This is a genomic window from Pseudomonas campi (assembly GCF_013200955.2).
Taxonomy (GTDB): Bacteria; Pseudomonadota; Gammaproteobacteria; order Pseudomonadales; family Pseudomonadaceae; genus Aquipseudomonas; species Aquipseudomonas campi.
On the sequence record NZ_CP053697.2, the window covers coordinates 1,521,454 to 1,537,252 of the forward strand.

Here is a 15,799-nt window from a genome sequence, read left to right on the forward strand (position 1 = left end):
CGCGATTTTGCGCAGCAACGCGGTTCGCGAACGGAACGGCAACAGACCCTAGTACACCCTGCTAGCGGCGAGTTGGTTGGCCTGCATCATGCGGCGAATATAGGAGCCAATCTCACGTTCGGCATCGACGCGGGTGAAGTAAGGGCCTTCCAGGGTGCCTTCGCGGGTGGAAAAGAAGTACTGGCCGTTGACCGCACTGACCCGCTCGCTGCGGTAATGGGTGCCGGCGGTCGGGTCGACGCGACGCTGACCAAACATAGTGGAATCTCCTGCTCGAAGCTGCACTGTTTTTAGTCTAGCGGCTGCAGGGCGCCGAGCAGGCGTGGGCGACAAGTGGTCAAATTTTGTTCAGTTGCAGGCGGTGGAGCCGATTATCGGCTCCTGCTGTCGTCTGCTCGGCGCGGGCTGTGGAGGCTTACCTGACGGATGGCGAGCAAGGTGCCTCAGGTCGTCGATCAAGAGAGATTCAGGCGCGAACTCCCAGGCGTTCGGCACGGCGCAGCCAGCCCTGGCGCTGTTCCTCGGTGGACGGGCGCACGGGGGCGAACTCGGCCAGGCGGCGGGTCTTGATGCCGCTGAAGCCAAGGATGGTACGGGTCATCTGGCGGTGCGCCGGCGCGCCGTAGATCCAGCGGAAGTACCAGGGCGGCGTATCCAGGGTCACCAGCAGGTCGGCGGTGCGACCGCTCAACAGCTTGTCCCACAGCTGCGAGCGGTTGCGGTACTTGAAGGCGAAGCCGGGCAGGAAGGTGCGGTCGAAAAAGCCCTTGAGCAGGGCCGGCACGCCACCCCACCAGACCGGGTAGACGAACACCAGGTGCTCGGCCCAGTGGATCTGCCGCTGCGCTTCCAGCAGGTCCGGTTCCAGGGCCTGGCCCTGGCTGTAACCGTCGCGCAGGATCGGATCGAAGTGGATTTCTCCTAATTTGAGCTGGCGTACCACGTGGCCTTCGCCGCGCGCGCCGTTGCTATAGGCCTCGGCGAGGGCATGGCAGAAACTGTCGGTCTTGGGCGTACCCAGGATCATCAGGATACGTTTGCCGTCACCTTCCAGCGGGGTGGCGCCGCTTTTCGCTTCATCAACCATGTTGTCCAGACTCCAGCATGTCTTGCGGACGCACCCAGGCGTCGAATTGTTCGTTGTTCAGGTAGCCCAACTGCAAGGCCGCTTCGCGCAGGCTGAGGTCTTCGGCGTAGGCCTTCTTGGCGATCTCGGCGGCCTTGTCGTAGCCGATATGGCGGTTCAGCGCGGTGACCAGCATCAGCCCGCGCTCCAGGTGTGCGGCCATCTGCCGGGCATCCGGCTGCAGGCCGTCGATGCAGTGCTGGTTGAAGTTGCGGCAGCCGTCGGCGAGCAGGCGGATCGATTGCAGCAGGTTGTGGATGATCACCGGCTTGAACACGTTGAGCTGCAGGTGCCCCTGGCTGGCGGCGAAGGCGATGGTGGTGTCGTTGCCCAGCACTTGGCAGGCGAGCATGGACAGCGCCTCGCACTGGGTCGGATTGACCTTGCCGGGCATGATCGAGCTGCCCGGCTCGTTGGCCGGCAGGCGGACCTCGGCGAAGCCGGCGCGCGGCCCCGAGCCGAGCAAACGCAGGTCATTGGCGATCTTCATCAGCGCCACGGCCAGGGTTTTCAGCGCACCGGACAGGCTGGTCAGCGGCTCATGGCCGGAGAGGGCGGCGAACTTGTTCGGCGCCGGGACGAAGGGTAGGCCGGCCAGTGCTGCCAGCTCGGCCGCCATGGCTTCGGCAAAGCCGTGCGGGGCATTCAGTCCGGTGCCCACGGCGGTGCCGCCCTGAGCCAGTTCGCAGACGGCCGGCAGGGTGGCGCGGATCGCCCGCTCGGCGTAGTCGATCTGCGCGACGAAGGCCGACAGCTCCTGGCCGAAGGTGATGGGCGTGGCGTCCATCAGGTGGGTCCGCCCGGTCTTGACCAGATCCATGTGCCGCGCCGCCTGCTCGGCCAGGCCGCCGGACAGCTCGGCAATGGCCGGCAGCAGCTCATGCTGCACGGCCTGCATCGCGGCGATGTGCATGGCGGTGGGAAAGCTGTCGTTGGAACTCTGTGCGCGGTTGACGTGGTCGTTGGGATGTACCGGACTCTTGCCGCCCCGTGCGTTGCCGGCCAGTTCATTGGCGCGTCCGGCGATCACTTCGTTGACGTTCATGTTGCTCTGCGTGCCACTGCCGGTCTGCCACACCACCAGCGGGAACTGCGCGTCATGCTGGCCAGCCAGCACCTCGTCGGCGGCCTGTTCGATCAGTCGGGCGATATCCGGTGGCAGTTCGCCGATGCGGTCATTGACCCGCGCCGCGGCTTTCTTGATCAGTGCCAGGGCATGCACCACTGCCAGCGGCATGCGCTGCTCGCCGATGGCGAAGTTGATTAGCGAGCGTTGGGTCTGCGCGCCCCAGTAAGCCTCGGAGGGGACTTCGATGGCGCCGATACTGTCGGTTTCGATGCGGCTCATGGGCTTTCTCCAAATGGGCTTCCGGCAGTTTAGGCCGCGCCAGGCTGGAGCGGTTCCCGGCTGTTTCTATCGAAGCGATTACCAGCGTGCGTGGGTTGCTCCGACCCAGCCATAGGCATTCGCCACCGGCACCTTCTCGCCGCGCGGGCCGCGCAGGACGCCATCGAAGCAACCGAACCACTGGCGGGTATCGGCGTAGAACGGGCCGATTTTCGGATAGGCCTGATGCTGCTGGCGGGGTGTGAAGGTTAGTTCGACCTGACCACTGGCGCTGCTCAGGCGCCACGGCGCCAACGGGCCCTGTGGGTTCTGTTCGATCTGCACCGGCTCCTCCAGGTGCAGCAGCTCGCCACCGAACCACAAGGCGTTCTCCGAGAGCCCGCTGTAGTCGCTCCAGCCGGCGCCGAAGTTGCCGGCGATGCCGCCCGCAGTGGCAAAGGCAGCGCGCGTCCAGTGGCTGCGCAGGGGCCAGATGCCACGGGCGAAATCCAGCGAGGCAAAGCTCTGCCCCGGCACACAGTGGTACTGCCGACCGCCCAGTTGCACGCTACCGCTGACGGGCAGGCCCAGTTGGCGGCAGGTGGCGTGGAACGCGCGGCCGCCCATGGGGCAGACCAGGTTGACCGAGTCCAGGTGCGCGGGCCGCAGGATGTCCAGAGCCGCCTGCAGGGGCTGGCCGCCGATATTGGCGGCCCTGGCCGTCAGGCGTACCGCCGAGCCACGGTCATCGGCGCGCAGGTGCAGGCGGTTGCTGCAGAACTCATGGCTTTCCAGTGGCGTATCGGGCAGCGTGCAGCCCCGCCCGAGCAGGCGCAGCTGGGTGTGGCTGACCAGCTTGCCGCTGTCGAGGTCGAGGAAGTAGGCCGCGCCATAACCCAGGTAATCGAGGTCGGCGAAGGTCAGGGCCAGCATCCAGTGCGGGGTGGTGATGCACCAGTGGTTCCAGCGTTTGCGTCGGCCGACATTGCCGGGCAGGGCGCAATGCACCACGGGGCGTGACGACCAGCCCACGGCCTGTGGGTTGAGCCGGCCCTGGCTGTCGCACAGTGGCTGTAAGGGCGGGGCGGTGATGCTGTTGATGAAGCTGTTCATCAGACACGTCCATGTGCAAGGCGTCACCGGGCTGTGCCGGTGACGTATATAAAGTGGGGCAGCTGCTCAAGTGCTGCGCAGCATGCCTCCATGGATCAAGAATGGGCAAGTGCTGGCCTTTTGACAACCGCTGGACGCTGCCGCGTGCTGGCCCTGGCTTGAGCGGAGCAGGCGGTGGGCGCAGAATGTGCGCCCGCACTTTTCTGCCTTTATTAACCCAGGAAACTCCATGAGCCGTCTGCGCCTTGTTTGTTCTGCTTTGCTGCTGGCCGTCAGTGGTCCGGTATTCGCCGATGCCGCCAGCCATGCTGCCCAGGCCGAACGCTTCCTCGAACTGACCCGTGCCGACAAGCTGGCCGTGCCGGTGTATGCCCAGGTGCAGCAGATGTTTGCCCAGCGTTTTGCCCAGGCCCAGGCGCCGGCCGACAAGCAGGCTCTGCTGGAGAGCTATCAGGTCAAGGCCGATGCGGCGCTGAACCGCGCCATCGGCTGGGACAAGCTGGAGCCGGACATGATCAAGCTCTACACCAGCACCTTCAGCGAGTCCGAGCTGCAGGAACTGATGGCTTTCTACCAGAGCCCGATCGGGCGCAAGGTGCTGGAGAAGATGCCGGTGCTGGCGGCCCAGTCGGTACAGATTTCCCAGTCGCGCCTGCAAGCTGCAGTGCCGGAAGTGAACCGGTTGCTGGAAGAAATGAGCGCCGAACTGGACAAGCAGAAGCCCTGAGGACTGATCGATGAACATGCGCGAACAGATTCTGCAGGCCCTGGACGCCTTGCAACCCGAGCACCTCGAGGTGCTGGACGAGAGCCACATGCACAGCCGTGGCCAGCAGACCCACTACAAGGCAATCATCGTCAGCCCGGTTTTCGGCGGCCTCAACGCAGTCAAACGGCACCAGAAGGTGTATGCCAGCCTGGGCGAGCTGATGGGCCAGTTCCATGCCCTGGCTTTGCACACCTATACCCCCGAGGAGTGGACGGAGCAGGGCGTCGCGCCGGCCTCGCCGACCTGTAAGGGCGGCAGCCAGCACGATCATACGTAGGGCGGGTGAAACCCGCGTTGCTCGGTTGGCGGGTTTCACCCGCCCTACAGACTCCGTTGATCCAGCCAGGCTGCACCGCCGCCTTGCCCTGCGTTAGAATTGCTCCCGCGCCGGCCCTTGCCGGCGCTGTCGTTTAAACCCCGGTCCGTCCTTTGCGAGGACGACCACTGGAGAGAAGTCCCGATGACTGCAAAGATCGTCGTCGCGGCGCTGTACAAGTTCGTCTCCCTGCCGGACTACGAAGCGCTGCGCGAACCCCTGCTGCAAACCCTGCTCGACAACGGCATCAAAGGCACCCTGCTGCTGGCCCAAGAGGGCATCAATGGCACCGTTTCCGGTACCCGCGAAGGCGTCGATGGCCTGCTTGCCTGGTTCGCCCTGGATCCGCGCCTGGCCGATATCGACCATAAAGAATCCTACTGCGACGATCAGCCGTTCTACCGCACCAAGGTCAAGCTGAAGAAGGAAATCGTCACCCTCGGCGTACCGGGCGTGGATCCGAACAGCAAGGTCGGCACCTACGTCGAGCCGCAGGACTGGAATGCCCTGATCAATGACCCCGAAGTGCTGCTGATCGATACCCGCAACGACTACGAAGTGGCCATCGGTACCTTCGAAGGCGCCATCGACCCCAAGACCAAGTCGTTCCGCGAGTTCCCCGAATACATCAAGGCGCACTTCGACCCGAGCAAGCACAAGAAAGTGGCGATGTTCTGCACCGGCGGCATCCGCTGCGAGAAGGCCTCCAGCTACATGCTGGGCGAAGGTTTCGAGGAGGTTTATCACCTCAAGGGCGGCATCCTTAAATACCTCGAAGAAGTGCCGCAGGAAGCGACCAAATGGCGCGGTGACTGCTTCGTGTTCGACAACCGGGTCACCGTGCGTCACGATCTCTCCGAAGGCGACTACGACCAGTGTCATGCCTGCCGTACGCCGATTTCCGTGGATGATCGCCAGTCCGAGCACTATGCCCCCGGCATCAGCTGCCCGCACTGCTGGGATACGCTGTCGGAGAAGACCCGCACCAGCGCCCGTGAACGGCAGAAGCAGATCGAGATCGCCAAGGCGCGCAATCTGCCGCACCCCATAGGTTTCAACTACAAGGCCCTCGACCAGTAAGGATCAGCCTGTGCGCCCACCCCGCCTGCTCTACGTGATGGATCCCATGTGCTCCTGGTGTTGGGGCTTCGCTCCGGTGGTTGCGGCGTTGGCGCAGCAGGCGGCGGCCGGCGGGGTGCCGTTGCATATCGTGGTGGGCGGCTTGCGCCAGGAGCGCGCTGCGCTCGACCCAGTAAGTAAGGTGCGCATCCTCGCGCACTGGCAGGCGGTCAACGCGCGCACTGGCCAGTTGTTCAACTTCCATGACGCCTTGCCCGATGGCCTGGTCTACAACACCGAGCCGGCCTGCCGCGCGTTGGTGGCTGCGCGTAGCCTGGACGAGCAGAGTGTGTGGCCGCTGCTGCAGCTGATCCAGGAGGCCTTCTACGCCGAGGGCCGCGATGTGACTCGCCCGCAGTTGCTGGTGGAACTGGCCGAGCAGGCCGGTATCCCGCGCATCGAATTCGCCGAGCTGTTCGACAGCGAGCAGATGCACGCGGCGACTGCCGCCGATTTTTCTTGGGTGCAGGATCTGGGTATCGCCGGTTTCCCTACCTTGCTGGCCGAACGCGATGGCCAGCTGGCGCTGCTGACCAATGGCTACCAACCGCTGGAGGAGCTGGCGCCCATGCTCGAACGTTGGCTGCAGCGAGGTGCGCGTGGCTGATCGGCTGACCTGGGCGGAGATCCGCCAGCTCGCCTTGCAGCATCGCAAGGCGCTGATTTTGGCCAACCTGATTGCCGTCTTCGCCACCCTGTGCAGCGTACCGATTCCCCTGTTGCTGCCGCTGCTGGTCGATGAAGTCCTGCTCGGCGATGGCAATGCCGCGCTCAAGGTGATGGATCAGTTCCTCCCGGCTTCCTGGGAAAACGCCGCCGGCTATATCGGCCTGATGCTCGGCCTGACCCTGTTGCTGCGCCTCGGCGCCCTGGCCAGCAACGTGCTGCAGGCGCGCCTGTTCGCCCGGCTGTCCAAAGATGTGATCTATCGCCTGCGCATTCGCCTGATCGAGCGGCTCAAGCGCATCTCCCTCGGCGAGTACGAGAACCTCGGGGGTGGCACGGTCAGCGCGCACCTGGTGACCGATCTGGACACCCTCGACAAGTTCATCGGGGAAACCCTCAGCCGCGTCCTGGTCGCCCTGCTGACCCTGACCGGCACCGCCGCGATCCTGCTGTGGATGCACTGGCAGCTGGCGCTGCTGATCCTGCTGTTCAACCCGCTGGTGATCTTCGCCACGGTGCAGCTGGGTAAACAGGTCAAGCACCTGAAGAAACTGGAGAACGACAGCACCTCGCGCTTTACCCAGGCCCTCACTGAAACCCTCGAAGCCATCCAGGAAGTACGCGCCGGCAATCGCCAGGGCTTCTTCCTCGGCCGCCTCGGCCTGCGCGCCAAAGAGGTCCGCGACTACGCGGTGGCTTCGCAGTGGAAGAGCGATGCGGCCAGTCGCAGCAGCGGCCTGCTGTTCCAGTTCGGCATCGACCTGTTCCGTGCCGCAGCCATGCTCACCGTGCTGCTGTCCGACCTGTCGATCGGGCAGATGCTCGCCGTGTTCAGCTACCTGTGGTTCATGATCGGCCCGGTGGAGCAACTGCTCAGCCTGCAATATGCCTACTACGCGGCCGGTGGTGCGCTGCAGCGGATCAACGAGCTGCTGGCACGGGCCGACGAGCCGCAGCATCCCGGCCGTTTCGACCCGTTCAAGGGTCGCGATACGGTGGGTATCGAGGTGCGCGGACTGAGTTTCGCCTACCGCGAGGAACCGGTGCTGGATGACCTTAACCTGAGCATCGCGCCGGGTGAAAAGGTCGCGATTGTCGGCGCCAGCGGTGGTGGCAAGAGCACCCTGGTGCAATTGCTTCTAGGTCTGTACTCGGCCCAGGCGGGTAGCATCCGCTTCGGTGGCGCCAGTCTGGAGGAAATCGGCCTGGAAACCGTGCGCGAGAACGTCGCCGTGGTCCTGCAGCATCCGGCCCTGTTCAACGACACGGTGCGCGCCAACCTGTGCATGGGCCGCGAGCGTGACGACGAAGCCTGCTGGCGGGCCCTGGAAATCGCCCAGCTGGCGGCGACCATCCGTGCGCTGCCGCAGGGTCTGGACAGCATGGTCGGCCGTTCCGGCGTGCGCCTGTCCGGGGGCCAGCGCCAACGCCTGGCCGTGGCGCGCATGGTGCTGGCCGAGCCCAAGGTGGTGATCCTCGATGAAGCCACCTCGGCCCTGGATGCGGCCACCGAATATGCCCTGCACCAGGCCCTGACCAGCTTCCTCCGCGGCCGCACCACACTGATCATCGCCCACCGCCTGAGTGCGGTGAAACAGGCCGATCGGGTGTTGGTGTTCGACGGCGGGCGCATCGCCGAGGATGGCGGCCATCAGCAGCTGATCGCCGACGGGGGGCTGTATGCCAAGCTCTACGGGCATCTGCAGCACTAGCAGGCTGTTGAAAAACCACCTGCGTTGCCATCGCGGCGTTAACAACAGGCTCAGCAAGCCGCTTGCGGCTAACGCGCTTCAGCGCGACCCGCAGGGCCAGCCTGTGGCTGTTACTCCCGTTGCTCGTTGTGCCTTGTCTCGGCTGCCTCGCCACCGTTCTTCAATCGCCTGCTAGCCACACAGTTTTGCTGCCCGGCTGTGTCTGTCGCCGTCTCTTTCCAGTCTCTATGCTGAGCGTTTTCTGATCGGAGTGTGCAATGACGCTGCAGCATAGCCGCGGGCTGGCGATGGGTTGCCTGGTACTGGCCATGGCCCTGTGGGGCAGTTCGTTCATTGCCCTTAAATTCGCCTTCAGCGAACTGCCGCCGATGTGGGTGATCTTCGGCCGTATGGCCCTCGGCAGCCTGGTCTTTCTGCTGGCCTGGCGCTGGCGTGGGCGGCTCGACTACCGGGCCGGCGACTGGCAATACCTGCTCGCCCTGACGGCGTGCGAGCCCTGCCTGTACTTCATCTTCGAGGCCCTGGCGTTGCAGAACACCAGCGCCGCCCAGGCCGGCATGATCACCGCGCTGTTGCCGCTTTTAGTGGCCATGGGCGCTTATCTGTTCCTGCGCGAACGTATCACCCGCACCACCCTGGCCGGCTTTCTCCTGGCGGTGGTCGGTGCGGTGTGGCTGAGCCTGGCCGGTGAAGCCAGCAGCAGCGCGCCGGCGCCGTTGCTGGGCAACTTCTACGAGTTTCTCGCCATGCTCTGTGCCATGGGCTACACGCTGCTGCTGAAATTTCTCTCGCAGCGCTACTCTCCGTTCATCCTCACCGCCATGCAGGCCTTCATCGGCTCGCTGTTCTTCCTGCCGCTGGCGCTGCTGACCGAGCCGTTGCCCAGTCAGTTCAGCGCCTTGGGTGTCGGCTCGGTGGTGTACCTCGGCCTGGTGGTTACGGTGGGCGCCTATGGCCTCTATAACTATGGGGTGAGCAGCCTGCCGGCCAGCCAGGCGTCGGGGTTCACCAACCTGATCCCGGTATTCACCCTGATCTTCGCCGCGCTGTTGCTGGGTGAGAGCCTGAGTCCGCTGCAATACCTGGCGGCGGCGCTGGTGTTCGTCGGCGTGGCGTTGAGCCAGTGGCGCAGCAGTGTGCCGCCGCCAGCCGGGATTCTCGATTGAGGAACAGTCATGAGCGATAGCCGTCAGTGGACCCGTGAAGCCGTACGCATCATCGAGGCGGACTTCCAGCGCAGCGCCGACACCCACCTGATCCCCCTCGATCTGCCGGGTTTTCCCGGTATCGAGCTGTATTTCAAGGACGAATCCAGTCACCCCACCGGCAGCCTCAAGCATCGCCTGGCCCGTTCGCTGTTTCTCTATGCCCTGTGCAATGGCTGGCTCAAGCCGGGGGCGCCGGTGATCGAGGCTTCCAGCGGCTCCACGGCAATCTCCGAGGCCTATTTCGCCCGTCTGCTCGGCCTGCCTTTTATCGCCGTGGTGCCGGCCAGCACGGCCCGCGAGAAGCTGGCGCAGATCGCCTTCTACGGTGGCCAGACCCATCTGGTCGCCGACCCGACGCAGATCCACGCCGAGTCCGTGCGTCTGGCTGCTGAGCACGGCGGTCACTTCATGGATCAGTTCACTTACGCCGAGCGCGCCACCGATTGGCGCGCCAACAACAATATCGCCGAGTCGATCTTCCAGCAGATGCGTCACGAGCGTTTCCCCGAGCCCAGCTGGCTGGTCTCCAGCCCCGGCACGGGCGGCACCTTGGCGACCCTCGGGCGCTACGTGCGCTACCGTCAGCTCGCCACCCGCGTGCTGTGCGCCGATGCCGAGCGTTCGGTGTTCTTCGACAGCTACGTCAGTGGCGACCGCAGCCTGACCCTGGACTGCGGTTCGCGCATCGAGGGCATCGGTCGGCCACGGGTCGAACCGTCGTTCGTGCCGCAGGTGATCGACGCCATGTGCAAGGTGCCGGACGGCCTGTCGCTGGCGGCCATGCATTACCTGGCGCAGCGCCTGGGGCGCAGGGTTGGCGCTTCCAGTGGCACCAACCTGGTTGGCGCGTTGTTGGCCGCGCAGCAGATGCGCGCGGCCGGCGAACAGGGTTCGCTGGTGGCGATTCTCTGTGATGGTGGCGAGCGCTACGCCACCAGCTACTACGATGCCGCCTGGCTGCAGGCCGAGGGCTTCGAGCTGGCGCCGCTGATCGACTGCGTGGCCGCCTGCGCCGAGCAGGGCATCGCCTTGCCGGACCATCTGCGCCGGGCTGGCCTGTGAATCCCGCTAGCAGGCTGGCGCGGCCTGCGGATGTGCCAGCGCTGGCCGTCTTTATCTTCGAGCATGGCGCCAACCCCTGGAACTACCTGCCGCAGGAGGCGGTACTGGGGCATCTGCACGGCATAGTCGAGGGCAGTGTGCAGGCCGTGGTGGCGGAGCAAGCGGGGGAGCTGGTTGGTTTCGTCACCTTCCTGCACAGCAGCAACTGCCGTGATTATCAGCCAGCGCCGCGCCGTGATCTGCCCCAGGGCTACATCGGAGAGGCGGTGGTGCATCGTGACTGGGTTGGCCAGGGGCTGGGTTCGCGTTTATTGAGCGAGGCGGTGAGTCAGCTGGCGGCGCAGGGCGTACGCGATATCTACATCGAACGCCACGAGGAGAATCCCGGCTCGGCGGGGATGATGCGCAAGGCCGGTTTCGTCGAGGTGCGCACCTTTGCCGACCCCGAGCGCCGCGCCAATGGCTCACGGCGCACCACGCTGTGCTATCTGCAGGTCGAGTAAAGGCGCAGCGGGCTAGACGCCTGGCCCCTGCGGCTTGAGCCAGGCCAGCAGCACATCCAGCAGGCGGTTGGCGAACGCCCATTCGTTGTCGTACCAGGCCAGTACCTTGACCAGGTCATTGCCCTGCACGCGGGTGTGATTGAGGTCGACCACGCAGGACACCGGGTAGCCATTGAAGTCGCAGGACACCAGCGGCAGGTCGTTGCATTCCATCACCCCTAAGGGGAATTGCCGGGCGGCCTTGCTCAGGGTGTCGTTGATCGCCTCGCGGCTGGTCGGGTGCTCGCTGTTGAAGGTCAGGTCGAGCAGCGACACGTTGGCGGTCGGCACGCGAATCGCCAGGCCATCCAGGCGGCCGGCCAGCTCCGGAATCACCAGGCCGATCGCCTTGGCCGCGCCGGTGCTGGTGGGAATCATCGACAGGGCCGCGGCGCGGGCGCGGTAGAGATCGTTGTGGGTCTTGTCCAGCAGGTTCTGGTCGTTGGTGTAGGCGTGCACCGTGGTCATCAGGCCCTGGCGGATGCCCACCGCGGTGTGCAGCGCCTGGGCCAGCGGCGCCAGGCAGTTGGTGGTGCAGGAGGCGTTGGAGACGATCTGCTGGTTGCCCAGCAGGTGATGATTGACGCCGTAGACCACGGTCAGGTCGGCCGTATCCAGCGGGTGCGAGAGCAGCACCCGAGGGGCGCCGGCGGCCAGATGCTGTTCGGCCAGCACGCGCTTTTTCAGGCGTCCGGTGCAGTCGATCACCACATCCACGGCCAGCTGCTTCCAGGGCAGCTTGGCGATGTCCTTCTCGCCGAACAGGCGGATCGATTGGCCGTGCACCTGGAGGATGTCATCGTGCAGGCCGACATGGCCGTTGAAGCGACCGAAGGTGGAATCGAAGCGGGTCAGGTGGGCAAGGGTGTTGAACTCGCCGATTTCGTTGATCGCTTCGACATGCAACTGGTTTTCCAGTCCGCGTTCGAACAGCGCACGAACCAGGGCGCGGCCAATGCGCCCATATCCATTGAGGGCAATACGCAGCATGGCAGTCTCCGACAGGCTGGTTTGCCTAGAGCATAGGCGGCTGGTCGGGAGGCTGCCTTGTGGCAGCTAGAAGCTAAATGGCTACTTAACGGTTACGCGCGCCACCGAGCGAGCCGCAGCCGCGGTAGATCTGCCCGTCCAGGCGCAGCTCGGCGCTCAGGTGCTGCACCGTACCGCTCATGCTGTCGGTGCAGCGCTGCGGGGCGACCCACAGGTCCAAACGCTGGCCGTTGGCTTCGCTGCTGAGGCTGAAGCGGCCGTCCGGCAGCGCTTCTTCCAGGTAGGGCAGGGCGAGCGCCGGCTGGCCGGGGCGCAGCAGGGCCAGGCCCTTGCCGGTGACGTTGATGCTCCAGTCCGGCTCGTGGCCATTGGCGCGCAGGAGCAGGCGCTGGAAGCCGGCCTCGTTGCAGGCCGGGCCTTCGCGCTGGATGCGGTACACCTCGCTGAGCTGCAGCTGACCATCGGCACCCTCTAGCGAGCTGGCGCCGAGCTGGCCACTGACATCGGCGAACAGCGGGCCGGGGCCGTCGGCGAGCAGTTCTGCCGCTTCGCGCACGATATCGGTACTGCCGTCGTTGCTGATGCTGAACTGGCGTTGCTCGCCGCAGGGGCGGAACTGCAGGCCACTGCTGCCGGAACTCAGCTCACCCTGCAGGCGTTGCATGGGCAACGGTGGCTCAGGCTGCTGGAATACCTGGCAACCGGCGAACAGCGGCACGAGGGCGAACAACAGGGAACGGGCAGGGGACATGACGGGCTCTCCGGGCAAAGTGCGGCCACGTTACCCAGAGCCTGTGTCGATCTCAAGGGTTGCCAGCTTGACGATGTGTCCGGCAGCGAATCCGCGAAGATTCCCAGCGGGGTGTGCACGTGTCAGGCTAGGGCCTTTGTCACAGCACGGATAACCGCATGTCCAGCGAAGCCGATACCACCCCGGGCATTGACCCGCTCAGCGCCATCGAAGCGCGCATCCTCGGTTGCCTGATCGAGAAACAGGCCACCACGCCGGAAACCTACCCGCTCACCGTGAATGCCGTGGTTCTGGCCTGCAACCAGAAGACCAGCCGCGAGCCGTTGATGAGTCTGACCGAAGGCCAGGTCGGCCAGGGTCTGCGCAGCCTCGAAGGGCGCGGCCTGAGTCGCCTGGTGATGGGCGGCCGTGCCGATCGCTGGGAGCAGCGGGCGGACAAGACCCTGGAACTGGTCAAGCCGCAGGTGGCGTTGATCGGCCTGCTGCTGTTGCGTGGCCCGCAGACCCTCAACGAACTGCTCACGCGCAGCAACCGCCTGTTCCAGTTCGATGATGTCGCCGAAGTGCAGCATCAGCTGGAGCGCCTGGCGGCCCGCGGCCTGGCATTTCTGTTGCCGCGTCAGTCCGGCCAGCGCGAGGATCGCTACATGCACCTGCTCGGTGAACCGGCTGACCTCGACGCCCTGCTTGTCGCCCGTAGCCAGGCCGACAGCGCGCCGCGCAGCAGTGGCGTGGACGACAGCCGCATCGCTGAACTGGAAGCCCGGGTGGCGGCGCTGGAAGAGCGCCTGGCGCGTCTGGAAGGTTGATCCAGGTTCCAGGGTGCGCTTTGCGCACCCTGGATGAAGTTACCGGCTGAGCTGTCAGGAAAGATAGCAAGCGCTTCGCGCTAGCTTCAGGATTCATTAAGACTCGCTGCAGATACTCACCTCCACGAACTGTCCCGTGGAGGGAGCCCGATGCATCATCCCGAGTGGAATACTGTCTTCCCGCTGCACTTCGGTGCCGATCCGCAGTGCCAATCCAGCCTTTGCCTGGTGGGCGAGCAGGATCAACAGCGTGCGGCTTACCAGCACTTCATTCACCAGCGCTTCAACGAAGCCCATGGCGCCCGGGTCAGCCACTTCATGCCCGAGCTGCTCGGTCTGCGCACGCCCCAGGCCGAGCTGACCGCCGTCTGTGGCGCACGCCTGGCGCGCAGCGACGAGCTGTTTCTCGAACAGTACCTGCAGGCGCCGGTAGAGAATGTGATCGCCCGCCTGGCCGAGCGTCCGGTCAGTCGCACTGAGATCGTCGAAGTCGGCAACCTGGCCGCGATCAGCCCCGGCAATGCACGCCTGATCATCATCGCCATGACCTGCCTGCTGGCCCGCCGCGGCCTGCAATGGGTGGTGTTTACCGGTGCCGCGACCTTGATCAACAGCTTCCGCCGCCTTGGCCTGGAACCCCTGCGCCTGTGCGAGGCCGACCCGCAGCGCCTAGGCGAGCAGCAGCATGACTGGGGCCAGTACTACGCGCAGCGGCCCCAGGTGTTTGCCGGCAATATCCAGCTTGGCTATCGCCAGCTGTGCGAGCAGGGCGTGCTGCAGCGCCTGGGTTTTCTCCTTTGTGAGGATGCCTCCCATGCAGCCTGAACTGCAGCACCTGCGCAACGCTCTGCAGACCCATGCCGAGGCGCAACCCCAACGTCTGGCTTTGTGGGGCGACAGTGATCGTGTGGATTACCAGAGTCTGCTGCAGGAAGTTCAGCGCCGTGAAGCCTTGCTGCGCATGCAGGGGGGCAAGGTGTTCGCCCTGGCCCTGGAAAACGGCACCGAGGCGGTGCTCTGGGACCTGGCGGGGCTGTTTGCCGGGATCGCCTGCGTGATCCTGCCGCCGTTCTTCAGTCCGGCCCAGCGTGCCCACTGCCTGCAACAGAGTCGGGCGACCCTGGTGATTGCCGAAGACAGCATGAACGAGGAGTTGCAGAGCTGCGGTTATCAGCACGACGGCCTGTTCTGGCGCCTGTCGGCAGACGCAGACAGCAGCCACTTGCCCGCCGGCACAGCCAAGATCACCTACACCTCCGGCACCACCGGCACGCCCAAGGGCGTGTGCCTGAGTGCCGAGGCCATGCTGCGCGTGGCCCGCGAGCTGGAGGACGTCAGCCGCAGCAGTGCGCCGCAGCATTACCTGGCCGTGCTGCCGCTGGCCGTACTGCTGGAAAACCTCGGCATCTACGCCGCCTTGCTGGCCGGCGCCACGCTCAGCGTGCCGTCGCAACGCCAGCTGGGTATTCAGGGCGCCAGCGGCGTCGACTGGTCGCGTCTGCTCGGCCTGTTGATGGTACGCGGCGCGCAGAGCCTGATTCTGGTGCCGCAACTGCTACTCGGTCTGGTCACCGCCATCGAGCGCGGCGCCGTGCCGGCCAGTGGCTTCCGCTTTATCGCCGTGGGTGGCGCCAAGGTCTCGCCGGATCTGCTGCAGCGCGCTGCCCGCGTCGGTCTGCCGGTGTATGAAGGCTACGGCCTGTCCGAATGCGCCTCGGTGGTCTGCCTCAATCGCCCCGAGGACAAGCGCATCGGCAGCGTCGGCAAGCCGCTGAGCCATGTGCAGGTACGCCTGGCCGAAGACGGCGAAGTGCTGGTCAGCGGTTCGACTCTGCTCGGCTACCTGGGCGAACCGGCCTTCAGTGGAGAGTGGTGGCCCACTGGCGATATCGGCGAATTCGATGCTGACGGCTACCTCTACCTGCGCGGGCGCAAGAAGCACCAGTTCACCACCAGCTTCGGCCGCAACGTCAACCCGGAGTGGGTGGAAGCCGAGCTGACCCAGCGCGGCGCCATCGCCCAGGCCTTCGTGCAGGGCGAGAGCCTGCCGCGCAACGTCGCGTTGCTCTGGCCCTTCGATCCGAGTTGCCCGGACAGCGTGCTGGAAGCGGCCGTGCAGGCGGCCAATGCCGGCTTGCCGGACTACGCCCGAGTCGGCCGCTGGCTGCGCCTGGAACAACCCTTTAGCCCCGCCAATGGCCTGCTCACGGCCAATGGCCGGCCCCGTCGCGACGCCATTCTGGCGCACTACGGCGAACTCCTTTCCGAATCCTTAACCGCATGAGGTCA

Annotated in this window: 17 protein-coding genes; 11 read left to right on the forward strand and 6 right to left on the reverse strand. The window is 65.3% G+C overall.

The features are described from left to right. Positions 1–48 precede the first annotated feature (48 nt). The 4 genes from HNE05_RS06980 to HNE05_RS06995 form a co-directional block, all read right to left on the reverse strand. On the reverse strand, positions 49–258 hold the full coding sequence (locus HNE05_RS06980) for a DUF6316 family protein (protein WP_173204813.1): 210 nt from the start codon (positions 256–258) through the stop codon (positions 49–51). Between the two features lie 208 nt (positions 259–466). Then, a complete protein-coding gene (locus HNE05_RS06985) occupies positions 467–1,087 on the reverse strand; it encodes an NAD(P)H-dependent oxidoreductase (RefSeq protein WP_173204816.1) in 621 nt (206 codons plus the stop codon). Next, positions 1,080–2,474 carry a class II fumarate hydratase gene (locus HNE05_RS06990; protein ID WP_173204819.1) on the reverse strand — a complete coding sequence of 465 codons (1,395 nt, stop codon included), beginning with the start codon at positions 2,472–2,474 and terminating at the stop codon, positions 1,080–1,082. The genes HNE05_RS06985 and HNE05_RS06990 overlap by 8 nt, the downstream gene beginning before the upstream one ends. 78 nt (positions 2,475–2,552) lie before the next feature. Further along, a complete protein-coding gene (locus HNE05_RS06995; protein WP_173204821.1) occupies positions 2,553–3,566 on the reverse strand; it encodes a DUF2804 domain-containing protein in 1,014 nt (337 codons plus the stop codon). Between the two features lie 229 nt (positions 3,567–3,795). Here HNE05_RS06995 and HNE05_RS07000 point away from each other — a divergent pair, with 229 nt between their 5' ends. The 8 genes from HNE05_RS07000 (at position 3,796) to HNE05_RS07035 (ending at position 10,921) form a co-directional block, all read left to right on the forward strand. Then, positions 3,796–4,293, forward strand: coding sequence for a DUF2059 domain-containing protein (locus HNE05_RS07000; RefSeq protein WP_173204823.1), 498 nt, complete (start codon positions 3,796–3,798; stop codon positions 4,291–4,293). 10 nt (positions 4,294–4,303) lie between these two features. After that, positions 4,304–4,612 carry a BolA family protein gene (locus HNE05_RS07005; protein WP_173204825.1) on the forward strand — a complete coding sequence of 103 codons (309 nt, stop codon included), beginning with the start codon at positions 4,304–4,306 and terminating at the stop codon, positions 4,610–4,612. Positions 4,613–4,795: 183 nt separating this feature from the next. Then, positions 4,796–5,731, forward strand: a complete 936-nt coding sequence (trhO, locus tag HNE05_RS07010; protein WP_173204827.1) for an oxygen-dependent tRNA uridine(34) hydroxylase TrhO — start codon at positions 4,796–4,798, stop codon at positions 5,729–5,731. Positions 5,732–5,768: 37 nt separating this feature from the next. Further along, on the forward strand, positions 5,769–6,377 hold the full coding sequence (locus HNE05_RS07015; protein ID WP_173211622.1) for a DsbA family protein: 609 nt from the start codon (positions 5,769–5,771) through the stop codon (positions 6,375–6,377). Then, the gene (locus HNE05_RS07020; protein ID WP_240008827.1) at positions 6,370–8,148 is read left to right on the forward strand and encodes an ABC transporter ATP-binding protein; all 1,779 of its coding nucleotides are present in this window, start codon (positions 6,370–6,372) and stop codon (positions 8,146–8,148) included. Before HNE05_RS07015 ends, HNE05_RS07020 begins: the two co-directional genes overlap by 8 nt. A 257-nt stretch (positions 8,149–8,405) precedes the next feature. Further along, a complete protein-coding gene (locus tag HNE05_RS07025) occupies positions 8,406–9,314 on the forward strand; it encodes a DMT family transporter (RefSeq protein ID WP_240008828.1) in 909 nt (302 codons plus the stop codon). Positions 9,315–9,323: 9 nt separating this feature from the next. Then, positions 9,324–10,418, forward strand: a complete 1,095-nt coding sequence (locus HNE05_RS07030) for a PLP-dependent cysteine synthase family protein (protein ID WP_173204829.1) — start codon at positions 9,324–9,326, stop codon at positions 10,416–10,418. 32 nt (positions 10,419–10,450) lie between these two features. Continuing rightward, positions 10,451–10,921 carry a GNAT family N-acetyltransferase gene (locus tag HNE05_RS07035; RefSeq protein WP_240008829.1) on the forward strand — a complete coding sequence of 157 codons (471 nt, stop codon included), beginning with the start codon at positions 10,451–10,453 and terminating at the stop codon, positions 10,919–10,921. Between the two features lie 12 nt (positions 10,922–10,933). Here HNE05_RS07035 and gap read toward each other — a convergent pair whose 3' ends face one another. After that, on the reverse strand, positions 10,934–11,950 hold the full coding sequence (gap, locus tag HNE05_RS07040; RefSeq protein ID WP_173204832.1) for a type I glyceraldehyde-3-phosphate dehydrogenase: 1,017 nt from the start codon (positions 11,948–11,950) through the stop codon (positions 10,934–10,936). Between the two features lie 85 nt (positions 11,951–12,035). Then, positions 12,036–12,701 (reverse strand): COG3650 family protein, encoded by a 666-nt coding sequence (locus HNE05_RS07045; RefSeq protein ID WP_173204834.1) that lies wholly within the window; start codon positions 12,699–12,701, stop codon positions 12,036–12,038. A gap of 158 nt (positions 12,702–12,859) precedes the next feature. Here HNE05_RS07045 and HNE05_RS07050 point away from each other — a divergent pair, with 158 nt between their 5' ends. From HNE05_RS07050 to HNE05_RS07060, 3 genes are all read left to right on the forward strand, one after another. Next, positions 12,860–13,510: a YceH family protein gene (locus HNE05_RS07050; protein WP_173204837.1), complete on the forward strand. Its 651-nt coding sequence runs from the start codon at positions 12,860–12,862 to the stop codon at positions 13,508–13,510. A gap of 150 nt (positions 13,511–13,660) precedes the next feature. Next, positions 13,661–14,335, forward strand: coding sequence for a thermostable hemolysin (locus tag HNE05_RS07055; RefSeq protein ID WP_173204840.1), 675 nt, complete (start codon positions 13,661–13,663; stop codon positions 14,333–14,335). Beyond that, positions 14,325–15,794 (forward strand): AMP-binding protein, encoded by a 1,470-nt coding sequence (locus HNE05_RS07060; RefSeq protein ID WP_173204843.1) that lies wholly within the window; start codon positions 14,325–14,327, stop codon positions 15,792–15,794. Before HNE05_RS07055 ends, HNE05_RS07060 begins: the two co-directional genes overlap by 11 nt. Positions 15,795–15,799: the final 5 nt, after the last annotated feature.

Excerpts from the sequence above, each read along its gene's own strand:
- HNE05_RS06980 (WP_173204813.1), bottom strand. The coding sequence starts at position 258 with ATGTTTGGTCAGCGTCGCGTCGACCCGACCGCCGGCACCCATTACCGC.
- HNE05_RS06985 (WP_173204816.1), bottom strand. The coding sequence starts at position 1,087 with ATGGTTGATGAAGCGAAAAGCGGCGCCACCCCGCTGGAAGGTGACGGC.
- HNE05_RS06990 (WP_173204819.1), bottom strand. The coding sequence starts at position 2,474 with ATGAGCCGCATCGAAACCGACAGTATCGGCGCCATCGAAGTCCCCTCC.
- HNE05_RS06995 (WP_173204821.1), bottom strand. The coding sequence starts at position 3,566 with ATGAACAGCTTCATCAACAGCATCACCGCCCCGCCCTTACAGCCACTG.
- HNE05_RS07000 (WP_173204823.1), top strand. The coding sequence starts at position 3,796 with ATGAGCCGTCTGCGCCTTGTTTGTTCTGCTTTGCTGCTGGCCGTCAGT.
- HNE05_RS07005 (WP_173204825.1), top strand. The coding sequence starts at position 4,304 with ATGAACATGCGCGAACAGATTCTGCAGGCCCTGGACGCCTTGCAACCC.
- trhO (WP_173204827.1), top strand. The coding sequence starts at position 4,796 with ATGACTGCAAAGATCGTCGTCGCGGCGCTGTACAAGTTCGTCTCCCTG.
- HNE05_RS07015 (WP_173211622.1), top strand. The coding sequence starts at position 5,769 with ATGGATCCCATGTGCTCCTGGTGTTGGGGCTTCGCTCCGGTGGTTGCG.
- HNE05_RS07025 (WP_240008828.1), top strand. The coding sequence starts at position 8,406 with ATGACGCTGCAGCATAGCCGCGGGCTGGCGATGGGTTGCCTGGTACTG.
- HNE05_RS07030 (WP_173204829.1), top strand. The coding sequence starts at position 9,324 with ATGAGCGATAGCCGTCAGTGGACCCGTGAAGCCGTACGCATCATCGAG.
- gap (WP_173204832.1), bottom strand. The coding sequence starts at position 11,950 with ATGCTGCGTATTGCCCTCAATGGATATGGGCGCATTGGCCGCGCCCTG.
- HNE05_RS07045 (WP_173204834.1), bottom strand. The coding sequence starts at position 12,701 with ATGTCCCCTGCCCGTTCCCTGTTGTTCGCCCTCGTGCCGCTGTTCGCC.
- HNE05_RS07050 (WP_173204837.1), top strand. The coding sequence starts at position 12,860 with ATGTCCAGCGAAGCCGATACCACCCCGGGCATTGACCCGCTCAGCGCC.
- HNE05_RS07055 (WP_173204840.1), top strand. The coding sequence starts at position 13,661 with ATGCATCATCCCGAGTGGAATACTGTCTTCCCGCTGCACTTCGGTGCC.
- HNE05_RS07060 (WP_173204843.1), top strand. The coding sequence starts at position 14,325 with ATGCAGCCTGAACTGCAGCACCTGCGCAACGCTCTGCAGACCCATGCC.